Here is a 23,878-nt window from a genome sequence, read left to right on the forward strand (position 1 = left end):
CTTTTTTAGGCTACTTTCTTCAATATGAGCTAAAAATAATACCTTATTTCGAATATTCCAGAGGAGAAGGACAGGTACATATCAAATTGCGGTCGCCATAGGCATCGTCGATGCGTGCTACCGACGACCAAAATTTATTCTCTTTCAGCCAGGGTAAAGGAAAGGCAGCTTTCTCTCTTGAATACCTGTGACTCCATGCATCGGCGGTGACTTCATCTTGTGTGTGAGGGGCATTCACCAGTGGGTTGTCGGGGTTGCTGTCACCGGCAGCATCCTGTATTTCGTGGTAAATACTTACCAGTGCTTCAATAAAACGATCCAGCTCTTCTTTCGATTCACTTTCGGTAGGTTCTATCATGAGGGTGCCGTGCACAGGGAATGATAGGGTAGGTGCATGAAAGCCGTAATCAATAAGCCTTTTGGCTATGTCGGTTTCAGTGATTTGGCTCGAGGATTTAAATCCACGGCAATCGAGTATCATTTCATGAGCTACATAGCCTGTTGTACCCGTATACAGTACCGGATAGTATGGTTTTAATTTTGTCGCAAGGTAATTGGCATTTAATATGGCTATTTTCGTAGAAAGTGTCAAACCATCGCCACCAAGCAAATGGCAATATGCGTGCGAGATTGTCAAGATACTGGCACTGCCGTATGGAGCTGAAGCTACAGCCTTTATGCCGTTTACTCCACCCGTTTGTACAACGGGGTGTGTAGGCAGAAATTCTACAAGGTGGCTGGCAACGCAGATAGGCCCCATTCCGGGTCCGCCGCCACCATGCGGAATAGCAAAAGTTTTATGCAGGTTCAAATGGCAAACGTCGGCTCCAATTGCGGCCGGACTTGTTAGCCCAACTTGAGCGTTCATATTGGCACCATCCATATATACCTGACCTCCATGCTGGTGAACCAGTTTGATCATCTCTTTGATGGTAGGCTCGAAAACACCATGCGTTGAAGGATAGGTAATCATAATACCTGCCAGCTTTTCGCTGTACTCCAGCACTCTGTTACTTAAATCGTTTTGGTCAATGTTTCCCTGTTCGTCGCACTTTACAACAATTACTTCCATACCTGCCATTACTGCGCTGGCAGGGTTGGTGCCGTGTGCCGAAGAAGGGATTAGCATGATGTTTCGATACCCCTGTTTATTGGCCTGATGGTATTTCCGAATTACAAGCAATCCTGCATATTCACCGGCTGCTCCGGAGTTAGGTTGAAATGAAATGGCTTCGAATCCGGTAATTTTTAGCAACATTTTGCCAAGTTCGTGAAACAACTGTTGGTATCCTTCGGTCTGGTCGATGGGGGCAAAGGGATGGATTTCGCCAAATTCCGGCCAGCTCAAGGGAAGCATTTCTACGGCTGCATTCAGTTTCATAGTGCAGGAGCCAAGCGATATCATAGAATGAGTGAGCGAAATATCGCGACGCTCGAGTTTTTTGATGTATCGCATCAATTGGGTTTCGGAACGGTATTGGTTAAAGACAGGCTGCTGCATGTAATTGTCTGTGCGCAGGAATTCTTTCGAAAGCCAGGTTTTATTTTCGAATTCCTGAATATTTCCGAACTTCTTCTTCTTAGTGGCAGCAAATACCTCCAACAGGTTGTTCAGATCGGCTATACTGGTGGTTTCATCGAGACTTATACCCACATCTCCATTTTCAAAATAGCGAAGGTTTATTTCTTGTTCAAGGGCATGAATCCTTATGTCTTTTTGGGTAATTCCTTGTGTAAGCCTTATCCGCAAAGTATCGAAATAGTTAGTGTATACGTTGATGAAACCCAGCTCAATAAGTCTGGAGCAAAGGGTGCCGGCGGCCTGGTGGCAATGAAGGGCAATACGTTTAAGACCTTCGGGCCCATGGTATATTGTGTACATCCCAGCCATGGTGGCCAAGAGTGCCTGTGCAGTACATATATTCGAAGTAGCTCTCTCTCTCTTAATGTGTTGTTCGCGCGTTTGAAGCGCCATGCGTAAGGCTGTTTTTCCACTTTTATCTTTCGACACCCCAATAATTCTTCCGGGCATAAAGCGTTTAAATTCATCTTTTGTTGCAAAATAGGCAGCATGTGGACCTCCAAAACCCATCGGGATACCAAATCGCTGTGTCGAACCCACTGCCACATCAGCACCTAAATCAGCAGGCGAACGCAGCAATACAAGGCTCATGCAGTCTGCAGCCAGCACCACGCGTGCTCCAAAAGCATGCATCTGGTTGATAAAATCTTCGTAATTAATTACCTCACCATCGCCCGAGGGGTATTGAAGAAAAGCCCCAAATAGTTTTGGTGTTGGCGTGAAGGTCTGGAAGTTGCCTACAATTATTTTAATACCGAGGGGTTCTGCCCTGCTTTCGAGCACAGCCAGGTTTTGCGGAAATATATTTTTATCGACAAAAAATTCATTGTAATCTTCCTGCATCATTTTTCGTGGCCGTGCGTTATGGAGCATAATCATGGCTTCGGCAACGGCAGTAGCTTCGTCGAGCAAGGAGGCATTGGCTATTTCAAAACCGGTAAGTTCAGTAATGGCAGTTTGAAAATTTAACAATGCTTCCAGCCGGCCTTGCGATATCTCTGCCTGGTAAGGTGTGTAAGATGTGTACCAGCTTGGATTCTCGAGAATATTTCGCTGTATGGCCGCAGGGAAAACGGTGTGGTGGTATCCGGTGCCTATGTATGATTTGAATACTTTATTCTTCGAAGCAAGTTTTTTTATGCTTTTAAAATACTCGTATTCGTTTACACCTTTAGGTAAGTCTAGCGGGCCTTTTAAACGAATAGTGGCGGGTATGATTTTTTCAATGAGTTGGTCGAGAGACTTAAGACCCATTTCACCAAGCATTTGGTCTACATCCCATTCACGTGGCCCTAAATGCCGATGAACAAAATTTTCTGCTGCCATTTTAGTTTTATCAGTTATATGTCGACAAATTTTTTAATTATTCTCAGATGAGGAAAGGATTTGTATCATGTTCTGCTCCAATTGTGGTGCTTGGGCCATGTCCGCTGTAAACATTCGTTTCGGGTGGCAGGGTAAGTAGTTTTTGTTTAATGCCACTAATCAAACTATCGTAATCTCCTCCAGGCAAATCGGTTCGTCCGATAGAACTTCTAAATAAAATATCGCCCACAATAACAAATTTATCCGCCGCCGAATAAAATGCCAATCCACCAGGTGAATGACCAGGTATATGCATCACCTGCAATGTATGCTTTCCGATTTCAATCCGGTCCGACTCATCAATGTATTGGTTAATTACCGGAGTTTCGTCAAAAGCGAGACCAAACATTTCGGCAGTAATCCGGGCCGAAGAAAGCAACAACTCCTCATTACGATGCATTTTGAAAGGGATTTTAAGATCCTTTACCATGCGGCTTACACCAAGGAGGTGATCCACATGCCCATGTGTATTTACAACAGCGGTGAGTTTTATTTTTTTTTCCTTCAGATAAGCCTTCAGTTGTGCGTATTCCGTTTCTGTTTCGAAAGAGGGGTCAATTATAATACCTGTACCAGTTTCATCGGTAAGCAGATAGGTATTTACCTGAAAACTATTGAAAACAAAATATTTGAGTGTAATCATATTGTTATTGGATTATGACCTTCCTTTTAGCATAGGAACAAATAAAAAATCGCCATGTTCGGTACAGGTAGTTTTTTCTGCTTCGGTTTTAATTATAAGATTCATTACCTGTTTGTGATTGTCGCCTACCGGAATAATCATGCGTCCGCCTGGTTTAAGTTGAGTAACCAGGGCATCAGGAACTTCGGGTGCGCCAGCTGTTACAATAATTTTGTCGAAAGGGGCATAGGTAGGCAATCCTTTAAAGCCATCGCCGTAAAAAAATTGTGGAGAATAGCCCAATTCAAGTAATAACTTTTGCGCACCCAGACTTAAAACTTTATGTCTCTCAATAGTAAATACCTGGGCACCTAACTCTACTAAAATAGCCGATTGATACCCTGAACCGGTGCCAATTTCAAGCACTTTATCACCTTTCTTAATTTCCAGCATCTGGGTTTGGTAGGCCACCGTATAGGGTTGCGATATGGTTTGGTTGGCAGCAATCGGGAAGGCTTTGTCTTTATAAGCGAAATGAATAAATCCACTGTCCATAAAAAAGTGTCGCGGCACCTTATTAATAGCAGCCAACACATTTTCGTCTGTGATGCCTTTACTTCTAATCTCTTCAACGAGTCTACGCCGAAGCCCCTTGTGCAAAAAACTATCTTCCATCAGGCTAATTTCTCCGTTTGGGGCAAAAGTAAAACTTATATTATAACCCAATCCAAATAATTATTAGGCATTGAATGTTAATAAGTATTCTATCAAAAGTCACTTTTTCGCTGGTTTGATCAACAAAGTTCTCTTTACTGATTAAGATTTTGTTGAGCCAACGCCAATATTTCTATATTTGTGGTCAAGTATAATGCTACTCCTAATTTTGAATGAACTCCAGAAATCAATTTCTTAAATACCTGATTAGTGATTACATCACGGCTATTGCTGCCTGGGTTTTATTCTATGTATACCGAAAAACACAGGTCGAACCATTGCATTTTGGTCATTCAGTGCCTATTGCATTGAACAACAAGTTTTTCATTGGAGTTGCTATTATACCCTTGGCTTGGATATTACTTTATTTTGCTTCGGGTTATTATCGCGAAGTAATACGAAAATCGCGCCTGGCCGAACTCTGGTATACAATGCGGATGACCTTGCTTGGGGTAGTGATAATCTTTTTTGGTTTGGTGCTCGACGATGTGGTTGAGAGCTATTCGAATTATTACCGCTTGTTTGGTGTTTTGTTTATGCTTCAGTTTAGCCTTACTTATCTGCCCCGGCTTATTATTAGTACCCAAATGGCCAATCGCATTCACAGAGGCGAGGTTGGTTTTAATACCTTAATTATTGGAAGCAACGAAAAAGCAGTGAATGTCTATAACGAAATTCTGTCACAACCCTATAGCACTGGTAACCGCATTGTAGGCTTTATTTCGGTTAACAATGGAAATGAACATCCCCTATCGGTTCAATTACCCCTTCTTGGTAACCTTAAAAATATCAAGCAAATTATAATTGAATTTGCTGTTGAAGAGGTTATTATTGCTATTGAATACAGCGAACATAATATCATTGAAAAAATTCTGCATGTTTTAATTGATAGCAATGTATCTGTAAAAGCCATTCCGGGCATGTACGAGATTATAACTGGTAAGGTAAAAATGTCAGCCATTATGGGCATTCCTCTGGTTGAAATTTCTCATCAATTAATTCCTCCCTGGCAGGAAAACCTTAAGTATTTTTTAGATATCCTTTTTTCTTTAATGGCATTAATCTTTTTATTTCCACTCATTGTATTTTTAATTATTGGAGTGAGGCTTTCTTCCAAAGGGCCAATTCTTTACAGGCAGGAGCGCTTGGGTAAAAACGGGAAAATATTTACCATACTTAAATTCAGGTCAATGTATACTGATTCCGAAAAAAATGGTCCGGAATTGTCTTCGGAAAACGATATGCGAACTACACCCTTTGGACGATTCATGCGCCGCTCGCGACTAGATGAGATACCTAATTTTATCAATGTGCTGAAGGGAGATATGTCTTTAGTGGGGCCAAGACCAGAGCGCAAATATTATGTCGATCAGATTGTGCAAAAAGCACCTCAGTTTATCCAATTGCTAAAGGTCAGACCGGGTATTACCAGCTGGGGTCAGGTTAAATATGGTTATGCCAGAAACATCGATGAGATGATTCGTCGTATGAAGTACGACTTGATATACCTCGATAACATGTCGCTCTATGTCGATTTTAAAATAATGATCTACACCCTCAATACCATTCTGAAGCGCAAAGGGATGTAGTATCATCTCAATTCATGCCGGTTGAGAATGACATACCTGGCGCCGGTTTTATCAAGTATACTTTCATAAAGACAAATCTCTTTAACGATCTGAGGTCCGAATGCCACATTATGTTTTACCTGTACATTTAAAATTGCTTCATAAGTGGTTGATTTATTGATTCTCCCTAAAGTAATGTGGGGCATTATTTTTGATTCGTTTTGCTTAAATCCCAGATTGTTAATCACTTCGTTTACGTTTAAGTAAAGCTTGTCCAGTTCAGGGGTTGGTTTGATGCCCATCCAAAGTACCTTAGGCTGCATGCCGCCAAAGATTCCCAGACCGTGCAATTGTATCTCGAAAGGATGAAAACAACTTGCTGTGTGTTCTAAAACTTTGTTGAGTGGATCAATCAGATTGGGCGGTGTATTTCCTAAAAAGCGAAGGGTGATATGGAAATACTCTGGTAGCATCCACTTCACACGATACTCCTCAAGTTCCTTTATTAGTGATAAATAGAAATTCTGAATGGCTCTGGTAGGTTCTACCTCAATGGCTATAAAAAGCCTGCGGTTGGCCATTGCAAATGCATCAGAGCTGACCATTTTCAATTAGCATCACAATCTCATTAATCAACTTATCTTCTCCCTCGGCATCGAAAGTTGTTTTCAGGTTATGTCCAAACACACGGGCAAGGGTTTGCCAGAAAAAAGCCGAGAAGTTCCCTTTGAGTTCTTTTAATAAGTCATATGATGTCTCACCGATTTCCCTATCAATCAATTTAATCAGAATGGTACCCTGCGAGATTGTGAGTTTTTTTAGTTCACCCTCAAATTCTTCTTTCAACTCTACTTCAACCTGGTCCATGTATTTCCTTTTTTCCTTTTCAGTATTTAAAGTTGAAAGTTTCACAGCTACTTCATCGTACTTGTTTTTTGCCATTTTTGCGTAAGGGTAAACTTTTTTCACATTTCGCACCAATTTCTGGTACCTGCGCATATCTCTTGGCGAGTTAAAGGTGCGCATTGGAAGTATGTATACCTCTTTAATAGAAGCAACCAGAATGGTATCTCCATCGACAACTATTCCGTAGAGTACATTCTCACCCTTTGCAGCCAGTGTGTCCTGTGCATGCAGGTTTGCACCAAATAATAAAATAAAGGATAATATGCTAAGGATTTTTTGCATCATACCGGTATATCACAATATTCATACCATTCGCAAAACGCATGTCTAAAAAAAAGGACAAATTTTCGAGATTTTGTTGCTCAATGCTTAAACGAAATTATAAAATTTATGTTCTACCTTTGATATGATTAGGGTGAAAAATTTAAGCTGGCGAATGAATGGAAGAGAATAACAGGGAATATACCAATGGTGAAATAACCGTTTACTGGCGTCCGAAAGAATGCGTGCATGCAACTACTTGCTTTAGGGAATTGCGCTCGGTATTCGATCCCGGGAAGCGACCCTGGGTAAATATGAAGGGAGCCTCGACAGAAGAGATAATTCGAATTGTAAACCTTTGCCCTACGGATGCACTTACCTATAAATATAACCAGGTAACTGCAAAACCCGCCGCATCACAGCAAATCCATATGGAGGAAAAAAATGATAGTAGCCCACTGTCAGTAGAAGTTCGGGTAATGCGCGATGGTCCTTTGGTAGTAAAGGGTGAATTTAAAGTTACCGGTGCCGATGGCCAGGAAATGAAAAAAATGAGAATTGCGTCCTTCTGCCGTTGTGGCCATTCGAACAATATGCCTTATTGCGATGGTACCCACCGTAAGATTGGCTGGGCAAGCGATTAAAGGCGTTAATTTTTCAATCTCAAAGAAACATCATGCTACAAGCTGGAATTTTTTCTGAAACATCTAAACTCGAAACAGTTATTATTCATCAACCAGGTGCCGAGGTAGAGAATATGACACCCGAAACTGCCGAGCGGGCACTTTATAGCGATATACTTAATTTGCCTATTGCGCAACAGGAATACATTGAATTTAAAGGGGTTCTGCAAAAAGTGGCAGAAGTTATAGAGGTAAAGGACCTTTTGTCCAAAGCCATAAAAAATCCTGGAGCCCGTGGCGAGATAATTGACAACCTGGTATATTACTCGCAGCAACCACAGCTTCGGGTAGAGTTTAATCAGAAAAGCGATGAGGAGCTCATTGTTTCGCTAATCGAAGGTGTGCCTATGCCGCAGTTATCGCTTTCGAACTTTTTACGCAACGATAAATTTGCCATCAATCCTTTGCATAACATGTTTTTCATGCGCGATGCATCTTTTACCATTGGCCAAAATGTGTTTATCAGTTCCATGGCCAGCGCCATTCGTAAACCTGAAGCCAGAATGATGGAAATTATTTACAAGAATACACTTGCTCCAGGTCACAATGTGGTGTACCTCAATGAGCTTGAATCAGAGCTCATTACCATCGAAGGTGGCGATGTGCTGGTTGTTTCTCCCGAAATTCTGATGGTTGGCATTGGTCTGCGCACAAGCCCTGAAGCGGTAGATACCCTGATTCGAAAGGTGGCAACCTATCAGCCCCTAAAGTATGTGCTGGTACAGGAGTTACCTCGTAAACCAGAGTCCTTTATTCATCTCGACATGGTTTTTACTTTCTTATCCGATCACGAGTGCATGGTATACCGGCCTGTTATTATCGACGAATCGCATTATCATTCTATTCTGATTAAGGTTGAGAATGGAGAGACTAAGGAGATTACCTACATCCGTGATCTGATTGACGGATTGAAGATTTTAGGGTTTGACTATAAGCCAATTTTTTGTGGAGGGGGTGATAAAATGTTTCAGGAAAGAGAACAATGGCATAGCGGCGCTAATTTTTTTGCATTTGCCCCAGGAAAGATTATGGGTTACGCCCGCAATATCCATACGGCTGATGCGCTGAATAGGGCAGGATATCATATTCTCACTGCCGAAGATGTAATGAATGGTCTGGTAACCATCGAAAAGCACGAAAAATGTCTGGTGACCATCGATGGTTCAGAACTTGCCCGGGGAGGAGGAGGAGCACGGTGCATGACCATGCCTCTTCGCCGGAGTTTTTAATACTTTACAGGAGAAGGAAAGGCTTAAGAAGATTTCGGATTTCTGTTTACTCATTTTTAATTAAAAACAGCTTTTACCTTATCTGCTGCCTCCTGAAGTGTAATGGCCGAAAGAACTTTTAAGCCCGATTTATCGATTAATTCTTTTGCCAGTTCGGCATTGGTACCCTGCAATCTGACGATTACCGGCACTCTTATCGATCCGATGGCCTTGTAGGCTTCTATCACACCTTCTGCCACTCGGTCGCAACGCACTATGCCACCAAATATGTTAATCAGAATCGCTTTTACATTGGCATCTTTTAATATTATTCTAAATCCTGCCTCTACAGTAGTGGCATTGGCTGCACCCCCTACATCAAGAAAATTGGCTGGCTCACCTCCGGAGAGTTTTATGATATCCATGGTAGCCATGGCCAAACCCGCCCCATTCACCATGCATCCTACGTTTCCATCGAGTTTAACAAAATTTAGGTTGTATTTCGAAGCCTCCACTTCTGCGGCGTCTTCTTCTGAGAGGTCACGAAAATCGAGGTATTGTTTGTGACGGTAGAGAGCATTGTCGTCCAGCGTTACTTTGGCATCTGCAGCCATTACCTGGTTGTCGGATGTCTTAAAAACAGGATTTATTTCGAATAGTGTTGCATCGCAGGCCAGATAGGCATTATAAAGTGCGCTCACAAAAGAGGTCATTTCAACAAAGGCTTTTCCCGACAAACCTAGGTTAAAGGCGATGCGTCGTGCCTGAAAAGCTAGCAATCCAATTAAGGGGTCAATCTCCTCTTGAAAAATAAGGTGTGGTGTTTTCTCAGCTACTGATTCAATGTCCATTCCTCCTTCGGTAGAATACATGAGGATAGGTTTTCCGGTCGCCCGGTTGAGTAGCAAACTCATATAAAATTCCGAAACTTCACTTTCGCCCGGATAATAGATTCCTTGTTCAATCAGGATTTTATTAACTTTCTTTCCTTCCGGGCCTGTTTGGTGAGTTACAAGAGTCATTCCTAAAATTGCACGTGCATAGGTTTCAACATCGGCCAGAGATTTGGCAATTTTTACACCACCACCTTTCCCTCTTCCTCCGGCATGTATTTGTGCTTTCACAGCCAGGGCCATGGCTCCTGTTTCGTGCATGATCTTTTTGGCTGCATCAACGGCTTCCTGGGGTGTAAAGGCCACAATTCCCATGGGTGCTTTAACTCCATGCGTTCTTAAGATGCTTTTACCCTGATATTCGTGAATATTCATGACTATTTTTTTACTATAGCTTACTAATGTATTTATTTTTTCTTTAATTCGCGAATGTTCTTTCTTAGCTTAAGTCTATGCGCAAATTATACAACCATGAGTTAAACAGATTAACACCGGAAGAGTTTCGTGCAAGCCGAAAGATTCCTGTGGCTGTGGTGCTTGATAATGTGCGAAGCATGAATAACATTGGCTCGGTATTTCGCACTGCAGATGCTTTTCTTATAGAGAAGCTGTATCTGTGTGGTATAACGGCTACACCACCACAAAACGAAATTCACAAAACAGCGCTGGGTGCTACCGAAACAGTAAGCTGGGTGTATGAAGCTGATACTCTAAAGGTTTTAGAAAACCTTAAAAAATCAGGTTATTGGCTATTGGCCATCGAACAAGCTGAAAATAGTATAAAACTTGGCAGCATAGCATTTGAACCAGAACTGAAAATAGCTTTGGTATTTGGCCACGAAGTGCGTGGAGTGCAGCAAAAGGTTATAGATCTTTGCGATGCCGTGCTCGAAGTACCTCAGTTTGGTACCAAACACTCCATCAATGTTTCGGTGTGTGCCGGAATTGTTTTATGGGAGATTTCGAAGAACTACCTGATTCAGTAAAGCAGGTATAAAAACAAAAAAAGCGGAGCAATTAAATCTCCGCTTTTTTTTATGTTGTATTCAAATATTATTTTACAAGGGCAGCAAAGCCTTCGCTTGCAACAAATTTACTGAATTCAGCATCTTTGATAGCATAAGCTTTCCAGGCACCGTCGAGTTCGATAGCACGACGAAGGTTGTTGATAACCTCTTCTTCGCGACCAGCACGTGCACCAGCAACAGCTTTAAGGTAGTAGTTTATGGCTACTTCACCTTCAACTTGTCCAATGGTATTTTGTGCTTTTTCGGTTTCGCCGTTCAGCAATTGAGCAAGAGCAGAGTTAAAAGATACCTGGTTGCCGAGGTAGCTTACTGCAGCTTTATAATCGCCTTGTTGAATTTTAATGATACCAAGGTTGGCATTAACTGCATCGCCTGCGCCCATGGCTGAGGTAAAGAGTTGTTCGGCAGTTGCCATGTCGCCTTCGAGCATCGCAATTACGCCAAGGTTGTTTTTCACTACATCAATTTCTTTAATGGCTTTTGCAGCTTCGAAAGCGGCTTTGGCTTCGGCTACATTGCCAAGTTGAATCTGAACATATCCAACATTGTTGTGTGCTCTTACGCAATCAGGATATTTTTGAGCAGCTTTTTGATATACAGCTAGTTTTGCGCTATTATCGGCAATAAGAGTAGCGGCATAAAGAAGTTCCTCAAGATTTAGAGTGTCGATATTTGATTGTGTTAGTGCAACGAGTTCTTCATCAGAATAACCTACTTTTTCAACATCAATAATCATTTGTGACCGGCGCAATTCTGGAAGAATAGTTTCTGCAATTTCGTTGTAAGCTGCAGCAATGTTTTTAATTTCTTTTTCTCTTACCGCTGGATCAGAGTGCATAGAAAGAACACGAAGGATGAGTTCTTTGTCTTTTATGTTCGAAGCTTCCATAGCAGTTTTGAAACCATCCCAGTCTTCTGCAGTAGATACTACTTTCAGGAATTCAGCGCTTTCTGCTTCTGTAACTTTAAGTTTCTTCATGGTTTGTTTCAGGTAGTTTTCGGCTGATTTACCACGGTTTTCAGAAAGTTTGGTGTTCAAATCAACTTCACCATCTGGAGAGGCATAAGCTGAAATTTTTGCTCCTTTAAGCTGAATTCTTTCGTTGGCTTGTGCTTCTTCGATTTTTTTGTTCAGTTCGGCAACTTCGGCTTTAGAAAGTTCAGTTTTTCTTACATCATATTTATTAATCACATAAAGTATCTGAGCATTGTAGCTCTCTGGAGAAATGCGTTGGTATTTGTCACCCATCATAATTGCCTGAGGAGTAATTTGCACCAGTGTTGGTGTAGCTATAACGCCAATTGCAACAGGAATGCCAGGGATTTCTACTGGAGTTTTGTCTCCAATCTGAGCACTCATTTCAACTACAAGCTGAGATTTAAGCATTTCGGCTTTGTAAGGAATTTTACCGGTGTAGGTGTAGTTTCCACCAGCGTAAGGAATCACCTTGTTGTTGGCCTCAACGCTTTCGCCTTGTAAAATAGTAGCTTCGAATTCTGTCTGTCCACCTTCGTATTTCAATACTGGGGTTGCAGTAACAGTAGCCTTTTTGTTAAAATATTTTTCGGGGAAGGTAACGGTCATTGTTACATCAACTTGACCGCCGTGAGTTTCAAGTGGCGATGGAACTACCTGGTATTTTACTGTGTTTGAGTTTTCAACCATCTTGCTTAAGCCACCGCAGCTATTCAGAACTATTGTTGCTGCTGCAATTAATAGAAGGTTTAGTTTTAAATTTTTCATAATTCAGAATAATTATTTGATTTACAATTTAGTTTTGCTGGTTACTTGTGTAATAGTTACTTACAAACATACTAATAGTTTAATAAAAAAAAAATCATTCCCCTCGAAAAGATATCAAAAAGAGTATGATTTTCTGCATGGTCACCTTGAATTTAGTGCTCGAAACCTATTCATATTATTTGCAAGTGGTTAGAAATCTTTGCTGATAAACTAAAATTAAGGATAATTTATTTTGGTCTCTTTGTTTGATCCGTCCTTGGTCTCGATTGACTGCCTGTTTTCTATGAATAAGCATCTTAAAGAGTCAAGGCTCCAAATCAATGGAGCCTTGATGCTATCTTATTCCTGACTTTTTTCTTTTTCACTACGCTCAGGTTTTGGCAGGAGTACTTTTCTCGAAAGCTTGAGTTTTCCTGATTTTTCATCGATATCAATCAGTTTAACTTCTATTTCTTCCCCAACTTTTAGGGCCTCTTCGACTTTTTCGAGACGTTTCCATTCAATCTCGCTAATATGCAGTAGTCCGTCTTTGTTCGGCAGAATTTCCACAAAGGCTCCAAAAGCCACTATTGACTTAACTTTACCGATGTATACTTTACCAATTTCCGGAACTTCCACAATACCTTTTATCATACGCATGGCAGTATTGATGCTTTCGCGGTCTTTGGCAAAAACATCCACAACACCTCCAACTCCTTCCACTTCTTCAATCACCACTGTAGCTCCAGATTTTGCCTGGATGTCCTGAATAATCTTACCTCCAGGTCCGATTACAGCACCAATCATTTCTTTGGGAATGATAATTTTTTCAATGCGTGGTGCATGTGGTTTAAGGTCGGCACGCGGTTCGGTAAGGGTTTCCATAATTTTACCCATAATATGTAACCGACCTTGTCTTGCCTGCTCGAGGGCTTTGGCTAAAACTTCGTAAGAGAGGCCATCCACTTTAATATCCATTTGGGTGGCTGTGATGCCATCGACTGTTCCTGTTACTTTAAAGTCCATATCACCCAGGTGATCCTCGTCGCCTAAAATATCAGAAAGCACGGCATAACGACTTGCGCCTGTATCGGTAATAAGGCCCATGGCAATTCCGGCTACAGGTTTTTTAATCTGAATGCCTGCATCCATCAGCGCAAGGGTGCCGGCGCAAACAGTAGCCATAGAAGAAGATCCGTTCGATTCGAGGATATCCGATACCACACGAATAGCATAACGGGAATCGTCCGGTATCATGCGTTTTAAAGCTCTGTGCGCCAGGTTTCCATGTCCCACTTCGCGGCGGCTTAAGCCCCTTGAGGCACGTGCATCTCCTGTGGAAAATGGAGGGAAGTTATAGTGCAGTACAAATTTCTCGGTTCCTTTGGTCAATACCTGGTCGATCATTTTTTCGTCCATCCTGGTACCCAGTGTTACGGTAGTAAGCGATTGGGTTTCGCCACGGGTAAAAACGGCCGAACCATGTGCAGCAGGCAGGTAGTCTACTTCGCTCCAGATGGGACGTATTTCGTCTGTTTTCCGTCCATCGATGCGTATTTTTTCGTCCAGAATCAAATTGCGCATGGCTTTTTTCTCTACATCGTGGAAATACCGGTTGATCAGGGATTTATTGGCGGCAACACCCTCGGCAAGTGAGGCATTATATTCTTCTACAAATTGTGCTTTTATGGCATCGATTTTATCGTGGCGTTCATGTTTGCCCGGTGTGTTTTTTACAGCCTCGTAAACTGGCTTGTAAAGTTTTTCGTTCATCAGACTGCGAAGTTCTTCGTCGTTTACTTCGTGCGAATATGTCCGTTTTACTGTTTTTCCTACCTCGGCCATCAGTTCAAGTTGGGCCTGGCAATGTTTTTTAATTTCAGTATGTGCAAATTTCAATGCTTCCAGCATATCTGCTTCCGATACTTCGCTCATTTCGCCTTCTACCATCATAATGTTGTCAATGGTGGCACCTACCATAATGTCGAGATCGGCTTTTTGTAATTCTGTGAATGTAGGATTGATAATGAGTTTTCCGTTTACCCTGCCAACACGTACTTCGGAAATTGGTCCGTTAAAAGGAATATCTGAAACTGCAAGGGCGGCAGATGCTGCAAGACCGGCAAGCGCATCGGGTATAATGTCGGCTTCGGCTGAAATGAGTTGAACTGTAACAAAAGTTTCAGCATGAAAATCATCGGGGAAAAGAGGACGAAGCACACGGTCGACCAAACGCGAAACAAGAATTTCATAATCACCTGAGCGGCCTTCTCTTTTCATAAATCCACCAGGGAAACGCCCCGCAGCAGCATATTTTTCTTGATATTCTACAGAAAGGGGCATAAAGTCCACATCTTCTTTGGCTTCTTTGGCGCAGGTTACAGTAGCTAAAAGCATGGTTTGTCCCATCTTTACCACCACAGCTCCGTCTGCTTGTTTGGCCAGTTTCCCGGTTTCTATTTCAATTGTTCTACCATCTTCCAGGTCGATTTTTTTTACTGACAATTTGTACATCTTTACTATTGTTTTTATATGTTGTGAAGGGATTAAAGTTATTTATTTTTTTTATTCCCCTTTTTGTTAAATGAAAAAAGGCAATTGACTGTCAATTGCCTTTTGTTTTTTACCGACGCAAATTAAGGTCTTTAATGATTGCCCGATACCTTTCGATATCGTTATGTTTTAAATAATCTAGTAATCTCCTGCGCTTACCAACCAACTTTAAAAGGGCACGCTGCGTGCTGAAGTCTTTTTTATTTAGCTTCAGGTGCTCTGTCAAGTGATTGATACGGTAGGAAAATAAGGCAATCTGGCTTTCGGGTGATCCAGTGTCTTCATTAGACTTTCCGTACTGACCGAAAATTTCGGTTTTCTTTACAGCTGTTAAATACATAAAAATTAGTTTAATTCACTACGCAACTTTTGCGAGCCTGCAAAGATAGGTATTTTTTATTACGAGGCAACAAGTGCCTTTCAAAAAAAACGGAAGCTTCGAATCAATTCTTTTCTGCCTCGGAATATTTTAAGTTAAACTGCTATTTTTCTTAATATTTAATTAAAGACTAGGATGATAACACCATTTAGTTAGTCTGAAAAGATTGAAGTAAAATACTGTTTCCGACCTGGCAATACAAGCATTTTCTCTCGGTACAGTATTTTTTGCTTAGTTGAATCAGTGCCTGACTTTGTGCTGCGTTTGCTGCATGTATCTGAAGCTTTTCCCAGTGTTTGGTAACAGCGTTTTTTTCGGCCGGCAGGGTCTCCAGTAGTTCGAGGCTGCGCTGGCATAGTACAGGCCTTGCGGTTTCTTTGCCATAGACAAACAGAAAAGGAATGAAGGCATTTATGAGTAGAATATTGGAACTTTCTGTACTAATCGATTTGGTGGACGATTTGCCCTCTTTGCCAAAGGTGTAATGGTTTTTCCAATATTCGCTAACCGGATATTGGAAAATTTTCTGCAGATTTTGAAGCTTGTCACAGTCGGTTAAACTGGAAACAAGATGATCTGTGTGATGAAGAAAAGTGGCAAATTGTGCCAGCCGGATGGTTGGGAAATTTCCTGGCCTTAACCGCATAAAGCGCCATAAATGTTTATCTATGCTTTTTAGTCCATGAAGTTTTTGAAGGTATTGGTATTCAGCAGTAAGCTTCTGCATATAAGTATCTGCTGGTTTTTCATGCAGAAATCCGGCTTGACCATAAAGCAGGGCTTCGAGCTGGAAAAGATTCTCGTAATATTTGCTGACGAGTTGATAAGGTGTTAGCCTGGCCAGCATCTCGAAGGGCAATGAGTTGGTGTTGAACCCAAAACTTCTGGCAATCATTTGATAAAGACAATCTTCCCAGTTTTGTTGATTTTGGCTTAATAGCGAGTAGACGAATTCTGATTTTTCTTCGAGCCGTTCGATGCACATGCGGTCAAGCCACATTTTCCATTCGATTGGGGCAGCAATATGCTGTTTGCCGCTGCAAGGAATTTTACCCGAGGCTGACATTAAATTTTTAAAGCTGTCTTCCAGATTTTTTGGTACAGGCAGAATAAAGGTAGGTATGATTTCTCCCCGTGTGTTGCTTGCATTGGCGTTGTGGTTTGCAACTACATGGAGTACAACGTTGTCGTAAGCTTTATTTTTATGGTGCCCATGCTTGGTCCATTGTGTCGAGTCGCAATGAATTTCTATGTTTCCTGCCCATATAATGTTGTTGAGCTTAATGCGGGCATTCAGAAAATCGGGTCCGGCATCGGTATTGTGTGTGCCAGGAGTAATGATTTCGAGTGCTTGGTTCTGAACGGTTCGCAGATCTTCCTGAAGAAAAAGCTGGTTTTTCCATAAATGATGAAGGAATTCCTCGTGCATGGTGTTTGGTTTAGAATAAGGTATTGGTATCCTTGACCAACCGACAGGTATGGGACCCCAAAATTGCCTGATGTTTAATAAATAATTTATACAGTCATAACGTAAAGCAATGAGCAATTGACTTATATTGCTGTTGGTTATTTAGAACGACTTTTTGGAATGAGACTTTTTACAAAACAATATCATTAGTGGGCACTTAAAACCCACTGATTTTTAATTGTTTAACTTGAAGTTCTTTGACATATTTGTAATCGCATTTTGTAAGTATCTCTCTTACAGGCGTTTTATCGAGTAGAGAAATGCTGAATATTTGTAATATTTCGTAGATTGGACGGTCAACTTTCAGTTTGTTTCCAATTATGGCGACTAAACAGTAAGCAATGATCCCACAATATATTTGGATCTTAACAGCATTCATTGAATTTCCCCAAAAGGATTTAATCTTTAAGTGTTGTTTCATCCATTTGAAAAATAGTTCAACTTCCCAGCGTTTCTTATACAACATGGCGATCTCTTTGGCTTCTAACTCGGTATTATTGGTTAAGAAAACAAGTTCATTTTTACTTTCCTGATCATAATACTTTATTCTGCGAAGTTTATCGGGATATTCCTTTTTCGAATAGTGTGTTTCTAGCTTTCCAACCTGATCATATTGTACTCCTTTTGTTTTGTCAACAACTCTGGAATATAGTCGCCTAAAACGCATATTTTCTTTGGCTCTTGTTACAAAATATGCGCCTTGAGAATGCAATCTATGCAAACGACGGAAGTCAATATATGCTTTATCAACCACATAAAAACTTCCAGCTTCAAATTGGATGAGATCAAGTATATTGACATCATGGACACTTGCTTTGGTGATATGTAAAAAGCTTGGGATGGATGTCTTCACATCATATAAGGTGTGAAGTTTTATGCCTCCCTTTGCCTTTCGGAACTCAGCCCACCAAAAAACACTCAAACATAGATCAATAGTTGTGGAATCTAATGCATAAACGTTACCGTCTACCTTGACTTCGAAATCGGTTTTGTAGCAACTCCTTCTGGCCTGCTCAATTAAAACGTAAGCAAACTCTTCAAATATTCTATAACTGCGTTTTGCATTTGAAGTGCCTAGATTTCGTCGGGATACTGAAGGCCCAAATCCAAGGTGATAATATTTGGGTTGATGTGCTTCCAAACTAAGCATTAGATCACGCATACTGTCTCTTGAAGTTAGCTGTCCAAAGACCATGCAAAGCATCTGATTCCAACAAGTGAATGTTCTAACATACTTATTCCCTTCATGATTTTGAACAATCCGATCAAAAACCCTGCGGGGTAAAAAATCTGTAAGTTGTGCGAAGATAATTTACCTTGATTCATAGAATTTGCTTGTTTTGAAGCAAATATCTAACTATTCAATTCAAATCGTCACGCTATCAAAAAACGCTACAACTGCGATGTACAAAGAATTTCAAAGAACGTAACTTAATTTATAATGCCCACTAGTGAAACAATATTAGTTGTAAATTAGAATATTTTCTTCACAGATAGCGTTTTAAGTAAGCAATATTTGCAATATTTTTTAACCACAATTCTAAACCACAAACTATGGCATCTCTAGCTGAGTTTACAAACCAGTTGGGTTCTGCAATGGCTGCGCATTTGCTTCGGCGTAGTACTTTCGGCCCTACGGTTGATCAAATCAACACTTTTTCTGGCCTTACTCCGGCTCAGGCGGTCGATCTGCTTTTTCCGGCCAACCCCGATTTGGTCCCAGTTCCTCTTCCACCTATCGATCCTGCCACAGGTAGCTCATGGGTTAATCCGCCTGCTTACCCGAAGGCAATTGCCGATGTGAATAGCGAACAGGATACCTTAATAAATTACTTCCGTGCCTGGCACAGCGATGTAATGATAAAATCAGAATTAAATGTGGTGGAACGCATAACCTGGTTCTACCATACACACTTACCGGTAGCATGGACTGAAGTGAACTCAAGCGAGGCTATTTATTACCAGAATGCTGTGTTCAGGTACTATGCTCTTCGAAGTTTTAAGGAACTTTTTAAGAAAATCTGTATCGACAATGCCATGCTGAAATACCTCGATGGGTATACCAACCACCGCAACAGTCCAAACGAAAACTTTGCCCGCGAAATGCTTGAGCTATACAGCATTGGCAAAGGTCCCCAGCTTGAAGAAGGAAATTATACCAATTATACCGAGCTTGATATCAGAGAAGCAACCAAAGTACTTACTGGTTGGTTGTTCGATGATACTTTTACTACCCTCGATGCCGACCATAGCTGGCCAAGCGGTAAATTACAAAGTGTCGGAAATCAGGCTACCGCCCACGATTTTTCTCCAAAAACCTTTAGTGCTGCATTCAGCAACCAAAGCATTCAACCTGCAGAGTTGGATGGTGGATATGCTACCCTCGCTGCTGCCCGCCAGGAGCTGAGCGACATGATAGATATGATTTTTGATGAAATAGAAACAGCCCGGTTTATTGTACGCAAACTCTACCGGTTTTTTGTGTACCATTTTATATCCGAAGAGGTCGAGAACGATATTATTGTACCGCTTGCCAATACCCTTTCTGCCAACAATTACGAGATACAGGCTGTGCTAAAGCAATTATTCAAGAGCCAGCATTTTTACGATGCCGACGATGCGCTTACCTCCAACAACAACATAGGTGGGGTGATTAAGTCGCCGGTAGATTTATGTGTAGGGCTTCTGCGTTTTTTTGAAACTGTGCTGCCCGACCGAGATACACAAACTACAGCTTTTTACAACGACTTTATAAACGGCATTCTTCCGCGATTTGTGGAGCAGGGGCTGAATTTTTACGAACCCTTTGAGGTTGCTGGTTTTCCGGCTTTTCATCAAATGCCGGGGTTTGGCCGGAATTGGGTGATGCCAACCGAACTTGCCAGACGCTATCAGGTAGGTGAAGTGTTTATGAAACGCATTGGAGGTACTGAGGGCTTTAGCTTTCGCATGGATGTATTTGGTTGGGTTGAAAATTCGGGACATATCTCAGACCCGGGCGATGCAAATGAGCTGGTGACTTTTTTCACTACTCACTTGCTGGCTGTCCAAATCAATACCGAGCGGTACGAATACTTCCTGAACACCGTATTTCTTGATACCCTTACTGCTGCCTCATGGAGAAACGAATGGGGAGTCTACAAAGGTGGTGGCAGTGATACGGTGGTGCGGGAACGCATCGAATACCTGGTTTCTAAATTAATTCAAACACCCGAATTTCAACTCCTATAGATTATGAAAAGAAGAGATTTTATACGACGTCTTTCCTATACTAGCGCAGGCGCCATGGTATTAGGTGGTGTGCCGGTCAACGCAATGAAAGGAAATGGACTTTTCCAGCTGGCAGCCGCCTCGGCGAACAGCGATAAGGTGCTTATTTTTATTCAACTTCACGGCGGAAACGATGCCCTGAATACGCTCATTCCGGTGGCTCAATACGACCGGTATTACGAATTACGGCCCAACCTGGCTATTTTGCAATCGGGCGACAGAGGTTACAAAGAACTCGATTCAAGCCTGGGCGATGAATACCGAGTAGGGGCACACCCCGAAATGATTGCCCTGAAAGAAATGTACGATGAGGGGAAGGTTGCCCTGGTGCAAAATGTGGGTTATCCCGAAATGAACCTTTCTCATTTCCGTGGTACCGACATTGTTTTTATGGGTGGAGATGCTCAAAGCGATTACGAATCGGGTTGGATGGGTCGCTACCTCGAGTATACCTATCCGGGTTATCCAGATGCTTATCCAAACAGCACTATGCCTGACCCTCTCGGCATAGAATTAAGCGGGGCTCAATCGCTTGCCTTTCATACCGAAACAGGAATTCCTAACGGATTAAGCTTTTATAGTCCCGAAGGTTTTTATGAATTGATAAACAGCGTAGGAAACTATACCACCCAACCCCCCATTGTTTACCCCGACAGCCATGCAGGCGATGAGCTGCGATACATTATGGAGTTTGAGGCTAAAAACAATCAGTATGCACCCAGGTTAAAGGCTGTTTACGAAGCTGGTACAAACTCCTCTACAGTATATCCCGATGCATACCCCCGTTATGCACCAAAAGCTTATATCAACAACCAGCTGGCACCTCAATTAAGGTTAATTGCCCGACTGCTTAGCGGAGGAATTAAAACAAAGATTTTCCTGGTGCGTATTGGTGGTTTCGATACGCATGGTGAACAGGTAGTGGCCGGTGAGCCTTCATTGGGTATGCATGCAGCATTGCTTTATCACCTTTCCGAAGGGGTTAAAGCATTTTTTAACGACCTGAAGGCACTGAACCTGGATCATAAGGTGATGGCGATGACCTTTACAGAATTTGGCCGACGTGCTTATTCCAACAACAGTTATGGCACAGACCATGGTACCTCTACTCCGGTAATTTTATTTGGAACTGGACTGAATGCAGGCGTTCATGGGGTGAACCCAGATTTGAACGACTTGGAAAATGGCAACCTCAAATACAATATCGATTACCGACAGATTTATACTTCGGTGGTTCAGGATTGGCTGGGCGCAAGCGATGAGGCCTTGATAGCTACAGGTTTCGACGAATGGGTTGGCAATAAAATCGACCTGATTGGCACAACCAACACCAGGGATCTGATGGGTTCAGCAGATAGAAGTCAGCTGAAGGTATTTCCCAATCCGGTAAAGAGCTTATTTACGGCCGAATTTTATCTTACTGGTCCGGGTTTGTACCAGGTAATTTTTTTTAACCTCGAAGGCAAACAGGTATTTACTCAACAAGGTAACGGTCTTTATGGCACCAATAAATTCGAAATGAATGCTTCGGGCCTCGATGCAGGCAAATACATTGCTCAGGTAAGGGCAGGAAAGAAAGTGTTTGTGTCGGCATTTATTAAGCAGTAACGAGAGTACCATAAAAAAAGCGGGAGGTCACACATGATCTCCCGTTTTTTTATGCTGTAAAGTGTTAAAAATCGCGTTTTGGAATTTTTATCAAAACCGGTCTCAGGTATCGGCCGGTAACAAAATGGTGAGCTAAGAGTATGATACCTTCATCCGAGGGGTCTTGTATGATAGCTCTTACTTCTATATTGTAGGCAAAACTCACCTCTACTTCTTTGAGTAGTTCATCGTTTTCAAGGCTATACTTAAAAATAACAATGGAGTTGGAGTTGGTGGTACTGGCAAAAAGCAGGTAGTCGGTATTGTCAAAGGTAGCCCGAATTGCTTCGACTTTGGCATCGGGTACAATTTCCGGTATTGGATTTTGAGTGGAATCGTTAAAGTTTTGCAAAGAGGTTACATCCACCTCCACTGTGGAATTGAGGTAATTCTTCCGGTTAAAATAGCGGGTCATACCATATAAATTGCCTTCTTTATGGAGCAGGGAGCTTACAGCATTCTCAATTTGGTGGGAATAAATCCAACCTCCAGTAGAATTTCCGTCGGATGTAAAAAAGCGCACACCAAGGGTGTAGTTTGATAAACAGTTCACAAAAAAACCACTAAGGCTTTCGTTTTGCCAATCGCCAAAGAAGAAAGGGAATTGGGTATCTGCTTTGTTCAGATGTTTTTGAACAGGAACAACCAGGTCGTCGCCAACAAAAAGGTTCACGGAATTCAGTAAAGTAAAGGAAGGTGAAAAAAGAGAAATTACGGAGCTCCACGAGACATAATCGTAACTAAGTATAGCCAGGTTCCCATCGCTGTTGACAAAAGCAGCCAAAGGCATTTTGAGGTTCAGCGCCTGGCTGGACAGGCTACCGTTTTCGATATTTACTTCCACAAAATAAGCATCTTCGGAGGCGTTCATTGCCACAAAACCTGTGGCACCATTAAATGTAAGCAGGTTCGAAACCGGAGCTCTCCATTCAGATTCATTGCTCCAGCTAACTTCACCCAGGCTATTTGTTCTGATAAGCGATGTGGTGGGATATTCGTTCAGATTGTCGTTGTAGTTTTTTATTCCCGACAGGATTAAATAACCATCGGCAAGCTGGAGCACACTTTCGGCATAAAAAGCCAGATTTTCGTCGGGATGGTTGTATATTTTGACAAAATTGTCGGTTGGGCTTATATCTTTCTGGTTTAATTCGCAGGAAGAAAGTGTTCCTGCCAATAGAATAAGGGAAAATATATGTGTTTTCATTCTTATTTTCTGTTTTTTGGTTTCGGTTGCTTTTGTTTGGCTTGTCCGGGTGCCGGACAATCAAGGGCACCTTTCGATTCGGATTGATCCAAATAAAACAACACCGACAAACTGATTGATAGATCGTTTAGCTTTATATCGCTTTGCGAATAGGGTGTGTCGGAATCGGTCATGAAGCGTTCATCTTTTCCGGTAATACTATGCATGCCTAAATTATAGGCGCCGGTAAGCACGAGTTCGAATGATGTAAAGGAATAATGCGCACCGCCAATGGGGGCCACACTTATTTTAGGACGAATAAACGAATGTGTGGCATTACCACCTTGCTGAAGCAGGTGTCCGTAACTGGCTGCACCTCCAATAAAGGGTTTTAGCTTGGCATTTCCCAGCATGTATTTAATTTCTAAAGGAATCTGAAGGTAACGCAACAGGTAGGTGTTTGTTTGTTCAACTGGTTCGGTAATAAAATCAATCTGGTCTGTTTTGCTGAACCGAAAGGTATAGAAGCCAGGTTTTAAGGCGATTACAAAATGTTTAAATACAATCTCGCCATGAAAAAAAAACTGGTTTCCAAGATTGGAAAACAACCCTGAATAATTGCTTGAGTAAGGGTTACCGGTAAGGTCTTCGTACAGGGAATAAGAATTTACTTCGCTGATTTGTGCGAAGTTGATTCCGCCTCCAAAACCATACTTAAAATTGGGCTGAGAAAAAACAGTTTGTGCGTAAGTTGCCAGTATCATGGCGAATGATGCAAAGAAAAATCTCTTTGTCATGGTGTGGTAGTTTTGTGTTCTTATT

The 23,878-nt window shown here is 41.8% G+C and carries 18 protein-coding genes and 1 pseudogene; 6 read left to right on the forward strand and 13 right to left on the reverse strand.

Features of this window, described 5'->3' with window-relative positions; genetic code table 11:
* Positions 1 to 43: 43 nt before the first annotated feature.
* From gcvP to IPM71_10570, 3 genes are read right to left on the reverse strand one after another with little or no spacing between them, the layout of a single operon-like run.
* Positions 44 to 2,908: an aminomethyl-transferring glycine dehydrogenase gene (gene gcvP, locus IPM71_10560; protein QQS50040.1), complete on the reverse strand. Its 2,865-nt coding sequence runs from the start codon at positions 2,906 to 2,908 to the stop codon at positions 44 to 46.
* A gap of 43 nt (positions 2,909 to 2,951) precedes the next feature.
* A complete protein-coding gene (locus tag IPM71_10565) occupies positions 2,952 to 3,590 on the reverse strand; it encodes an MBL fold metallo-hydrolase (GenBank protein QQS50041.1) in 639 nt (212 codons plus the stop codon).
* 12 nt (positions 3,591 to 3,602) lie between these two features.
* Entirely contained in the window at positions 3,603 to 4,244 is a 642-nt protein-coding gene (locus IPM71_10570) for a protein-L-isoaspartate(D-aspartate) O-methyltransferase (GenBank protein QQS52818.1), read from the reverse strand.
* 212 nt (positions 4,245 to 4,456) lie between these two features.
* Here IPM71_10570 and IPM71_10575 point away from each other — a divergent pair, with 212 nt between their 5' ends.
* Positions 4,457 to 5,872: a sugar transferase gene (locus IPM71_10575; protein ID QQS50042.1), complete on the forward strand. Its 1,416-nt coding sequence runs from the start codon at positions 4,457 to 4,459 to the stop codon at positions 5,870 to 5,872.
* A 2-nt stretch (positions 5,873 to 5,874) separates the two neighbouring features.
* Here IPM71_10575 and thpR read toward each other — a convergent pair whose 3' ends face one another.
* Positions 5,875 to 6,456: an RNA 2',3'-cyclic phosphodiesterase gene (thpR, locus tag IPM71_10580; protein QQS50043.1), complete on the reverse strand. Its 582-nt coding sequence runs from the start codon at positions 6,454 to 6,456 to the stop codon at positions 5,875 to 5,877.
* Positions 6,443 to 7,042: a DUF4294 domain-containing protein gene (locus IPM71_10585; protein QQS50044.1), complete on the reverse strand. Its 600-nt coding sequence runs from the start codon at positions 7,040 to 7,042 to the stop codon at positions 6,443 to 6,445. Before IPM71_10585 ends, thpR begins: the two co-directional genes overlap by 14 nt.
* Before the next feature lie 155 nt (positions 7,043 to 7,197).
* Between IPM71_10585 and IPM71_10590 the strand changes: the two genes are divergently transcribed.
* Together IPM71_10590 and IPM71_10595 are read left to right on the forward strand one after the other, a co-directional pair.
* Entirely contained in the window at positions 7,198 to 7,662 is a 465-nt protein-coding gene (locus tag IPM71_10590; protein ID QQS50045.1) for a (4Fe-4S)-binding protein, read from the forward strand.
* A gap of 32 nt (positions 7,663 to 7,694) precedes the next feature.
* Positions 7,695 to 8,930, forward strand: a complete 1,236-nt coding sequence (locus IPM71_10595; protein ID QQS50046.1) for an arginine deiminase — start codon at positions 7,695 to 7,697, stop codon at positions 8,928 to 8,930.
* Positions 8,931 to 8,986: 56 nt separating this feature from the next.
* Here the strand turns inward: IPM71_10595 and sucC are convergent, their stop codons facing one another.
* On the reverse strand, positions 8,987 to 10,177 hold the full coding sequence (gene sucC / locus IPM71_10600) for an ADP-forming succinate--CoA ligase subunit beta (GenBank protein ID QQS50047.1): 1,191 nt from the start codon (positions 10,175 to 10,177) through the stop codon (positions 8,987 to 8,989).
* A 77-nt stretch (positions 10,178 to 10,254) separates the two neighbouring features.
* Between sucC and IPM71_10605 the strand changes: the two genes are divergently transcribed.
* Positions 10,255 to 10,788 carry an RNA methyltransferase gene (locus tag IPM71_10605; protein QQS50048.1) on the forward strand — a complete coding sequence of 178 codons (534 nt, stop codon included), beginning with the start codon at positions 10,255 to 10,257 and terminating at the stop codon, positions 10,786 to 10,788.
* A gap of 67 nt (positions 10,789 to 10,855) precedes the next feature.
* Here IPM71_10605 and IPM71_10610 read toward each other — a convergent pair whose 3' ends face one another.
* The 5 genes and pseudogenes from IPM71_10610 to IPM71_10630 all read right to left on the reverse strand — a co-directional run bounded on the left by IPM71_10610 (position 10,856) and on the right by IPM71_10630 (position 18,279).
* On the reverse strand, positions 10,856 to 12,574 hold the full coding sequence (locus IPM71_10610) for a hypothetical protein (GenBank protein ID QQS50049.1): 1,719 nt from the start codon (positions 12,572 to 12,574) through the stop codon (positions 10,856 to 10,858).
* 339 nt (positions 12,575 to 12,913) lie between these two features.
* Positions 12,914 to 15,067: a polyribonucleotide nucleotidyltransferase gene (gene pnp, locus IPM71_10615; GenBank protein QQS50050.1), complete on the reverse strand. Its 2,154-nt coding sequence runs from the start codon at positions 15,065 to 15,067 to the stop codon at positions 12,914 to 12,916.
* Positions 15,068 to 15,176: 109 nt separating this feature from the next.
* Positions 15,177 to 15,446: a 30S ribosomal protein S15 gene (rpsO, locus tag IPM71_10620; GenBank protein ID QQS50051.1), complete on the reverse strand. Its 270-nt coding sequence runs from the start codon at positions 15,444 to 15,446 to the stop codon at positions 15,177 to 15,179.
* Positions 15,447 to 15,633: 187 nt separating this feature from the next.
* Positions 15,634 to 16,914 (reverse strand): DUF2851 family protein, encoded by a 1,281-nt coding sequence (locus IPM71_10625; protein QQS50052.1) that lies wholly within the window; start codon positions 16,912 to 16,914, stop codon positions 15,634 to 15,636.
* Positions 16,915 to 17,110: 196 nt separating this feature from the next.
* Positions 17,111 to 18,279, reverse strand: a pseudogene (locus IPM71_10630) (IS4 family transposase).
* Positions 18,280 to 18,507: 228 nt separating this feature from the next.
* Here IPM71_10630 and IPM71_10635 point away from each other — a divergent pair.
* Both IPM71_10635 and IPM71_10640 read left to right on the forward strand, forming a co-directional pair.
* Positions 18,508 to 20,184: a DUF1800 family protein gene (locus IPM71_10635; GenBank protein ID QQS50053.1), complete on the forward strand. Its 1,677-nt coding sequence runs from the start codon at positions 18,508 to 18,510 to the stop codon at positions 20,182 to 20,184.
* 3 nt (positions 20,185 to 20,187) lie between these two features.
* Positions 20,188 to 21,831, forward strand: a complete 1,644-nt coding sequence (locus tag IPM71_10640; protein QQS50054.1) for a DUF1501 domain-containing protein — start codon at positions 20,188 to 20,190, stop codon at positions 21,829 to 21,831.
* 64 nt (positions 21,832 to 21,895) lie between these two features.
* Here IPM71_10640 and IPM71_10645 read toward each other — a convergent pair whose 3' ends face one another.
* Positions 21,896 to 23,077, reverse strand: coding sequence for a hypothetical protein (locus IPM71_10645; GenBank protein ID QQS50055.1), 1,182 nt, complete (start codon positions 23,075 to 23,077; stop codon positions 21,896 to 21,898).
* Positions 23,078 to 23,079: 2 nt separating this feature from the next.
* The gene (locus IPM71_10650; protein ID QQS50056.1) at positions 23,080 to 23,853 is read right to left on the reverse strand and encodes a hypothetical protein; all 774 of its coding nucleotides are present in this window, start codon (positions 23,851 to 23,853) and stop codon (positions 23,080 to 23,082) included.
* Between the last annotated feature and the right edge of the window lie 25 nt (positions 23,854 to 23,878).

Source organism: Bacteroidota bacterium (assembly GCA_016699695.1).
GTDB lineage: Bacteria > Bacteroidota > Bacteroidia > Bacteroidales > UBA10428 > UBA10428.

Coding starts and splice junctions, on each gene's coding strand:
- gcvP (QQS50040.1), bottom strand. CDS start 2,908: ATGGCAGCAGAAAATTTTGTTCATCGGCATTTAGGGCCACGTGAATGG.
- IPM71_10565 (QQS50041.1), bottom strand. CDS start 3,590: ATGATTACACTCAAATATTTTGTTTTCAATAGTTTTCAGGTAAATACC.
- IPM71_10570 (QQS52818.1), bottom strand. CDS start 4,244: ATGGAAGATAGTTTTTTGCACAAGGGGCTTCGGCGTAGACTCGTTGAA.
- IPM71_10575 (QQS50042.1), top strand. CDS start 4,457: ATGAACTCCAGAAATCAATTTCTTAAATACCTGATTAGTGATTACATC.
- thpR (QQS50043.1), bottom strand. CDS start 6,456: ATGGTCAGCTCTGATGCATTTGCAATGGCCAACCGCAGGCTTTTTATA.
- IPM71_10585 (QQS50044.1), bottom strand. CDS start 7,042: ATGATGCAAAAAATCCTTAGCATATTATCCTTTATTTTATTATTTGGT.
- IPM71_10590 (QQS50045.1), top strand. CDS start 7,198: ATGGAAGAGAATAACAGGGAATATACCAATGGTGAAATAACCGTTTAC.
- IPM71_10595 (QQS50046.1), top strand. CDS start 7,695: ATGCTACAAGCTGGAATTTTTTCTGAAACATCTAAACTCGAAACAGTT.
- sucC (QQS50047.1), bottom strand. CDS start 10,177: ATGAATATTCACGAATATCAGGGTAAAAGCATCTTAAGAACGCATGGA.
- IPM71_10605 (QQS50048.1), top strand. CDS start 10,255: ATGCGCAAATTATACAACCATGAGTTAAACAGATTAACACCGGAAGAG.
- IPM71_10610 (QQS50049.1), bottom strand. CDS start 12,574: ATGAAAAATTTAAAACTAAACCTTCTATTAATTGCAGCAGCAACAATA.
- pnp (QQS50050.1), bottom strand. CDS start 15,067: ATGTACAAATTGTCAGTAAAAAAAATCGACCTGGAAGATGGTAGAACA.
- rpsO (QQS50051.1), bottom strand. CDS start 15,446: ATGTATTTAACAGCTGTAAAGAAAACCGAAATTTTCGGTCAGTACGGA.
- IPM71_10625 (QQS50052.1), bottom strand. CDS start 16,914: ATGCACGAGGAATTCCTTCATCATTTATGGAAAAACCAGCTTTTTCTT.
- IPM71_10635 (QQS50053.1), top strand. CDS start 18,508: ATGGCATCTCTAGCTGAGTTTACAAACCAGTTGGGTTCTGCAATGGCT.
- IPM71_10640 (QQS50054.1), top strand. CDS start 20,188: ATGAAAAGAAGAGATTTTATACGACGTCTTTCCTATACTAGCGCAGGC.
- IPM71_10645 (QQS50055.1), bottom strand. CDS start 23,077: ATGAAAACACATATATTTTCCCTTATTCTATTGGCAGGAACACTTTCT.
- IPM71_10650 (QQS50056.1), bottom strand. CDS start 23,853: ATGACAAAGAGATTTTTCTTTGCATCATTCGCCATGATACTGGCAACT.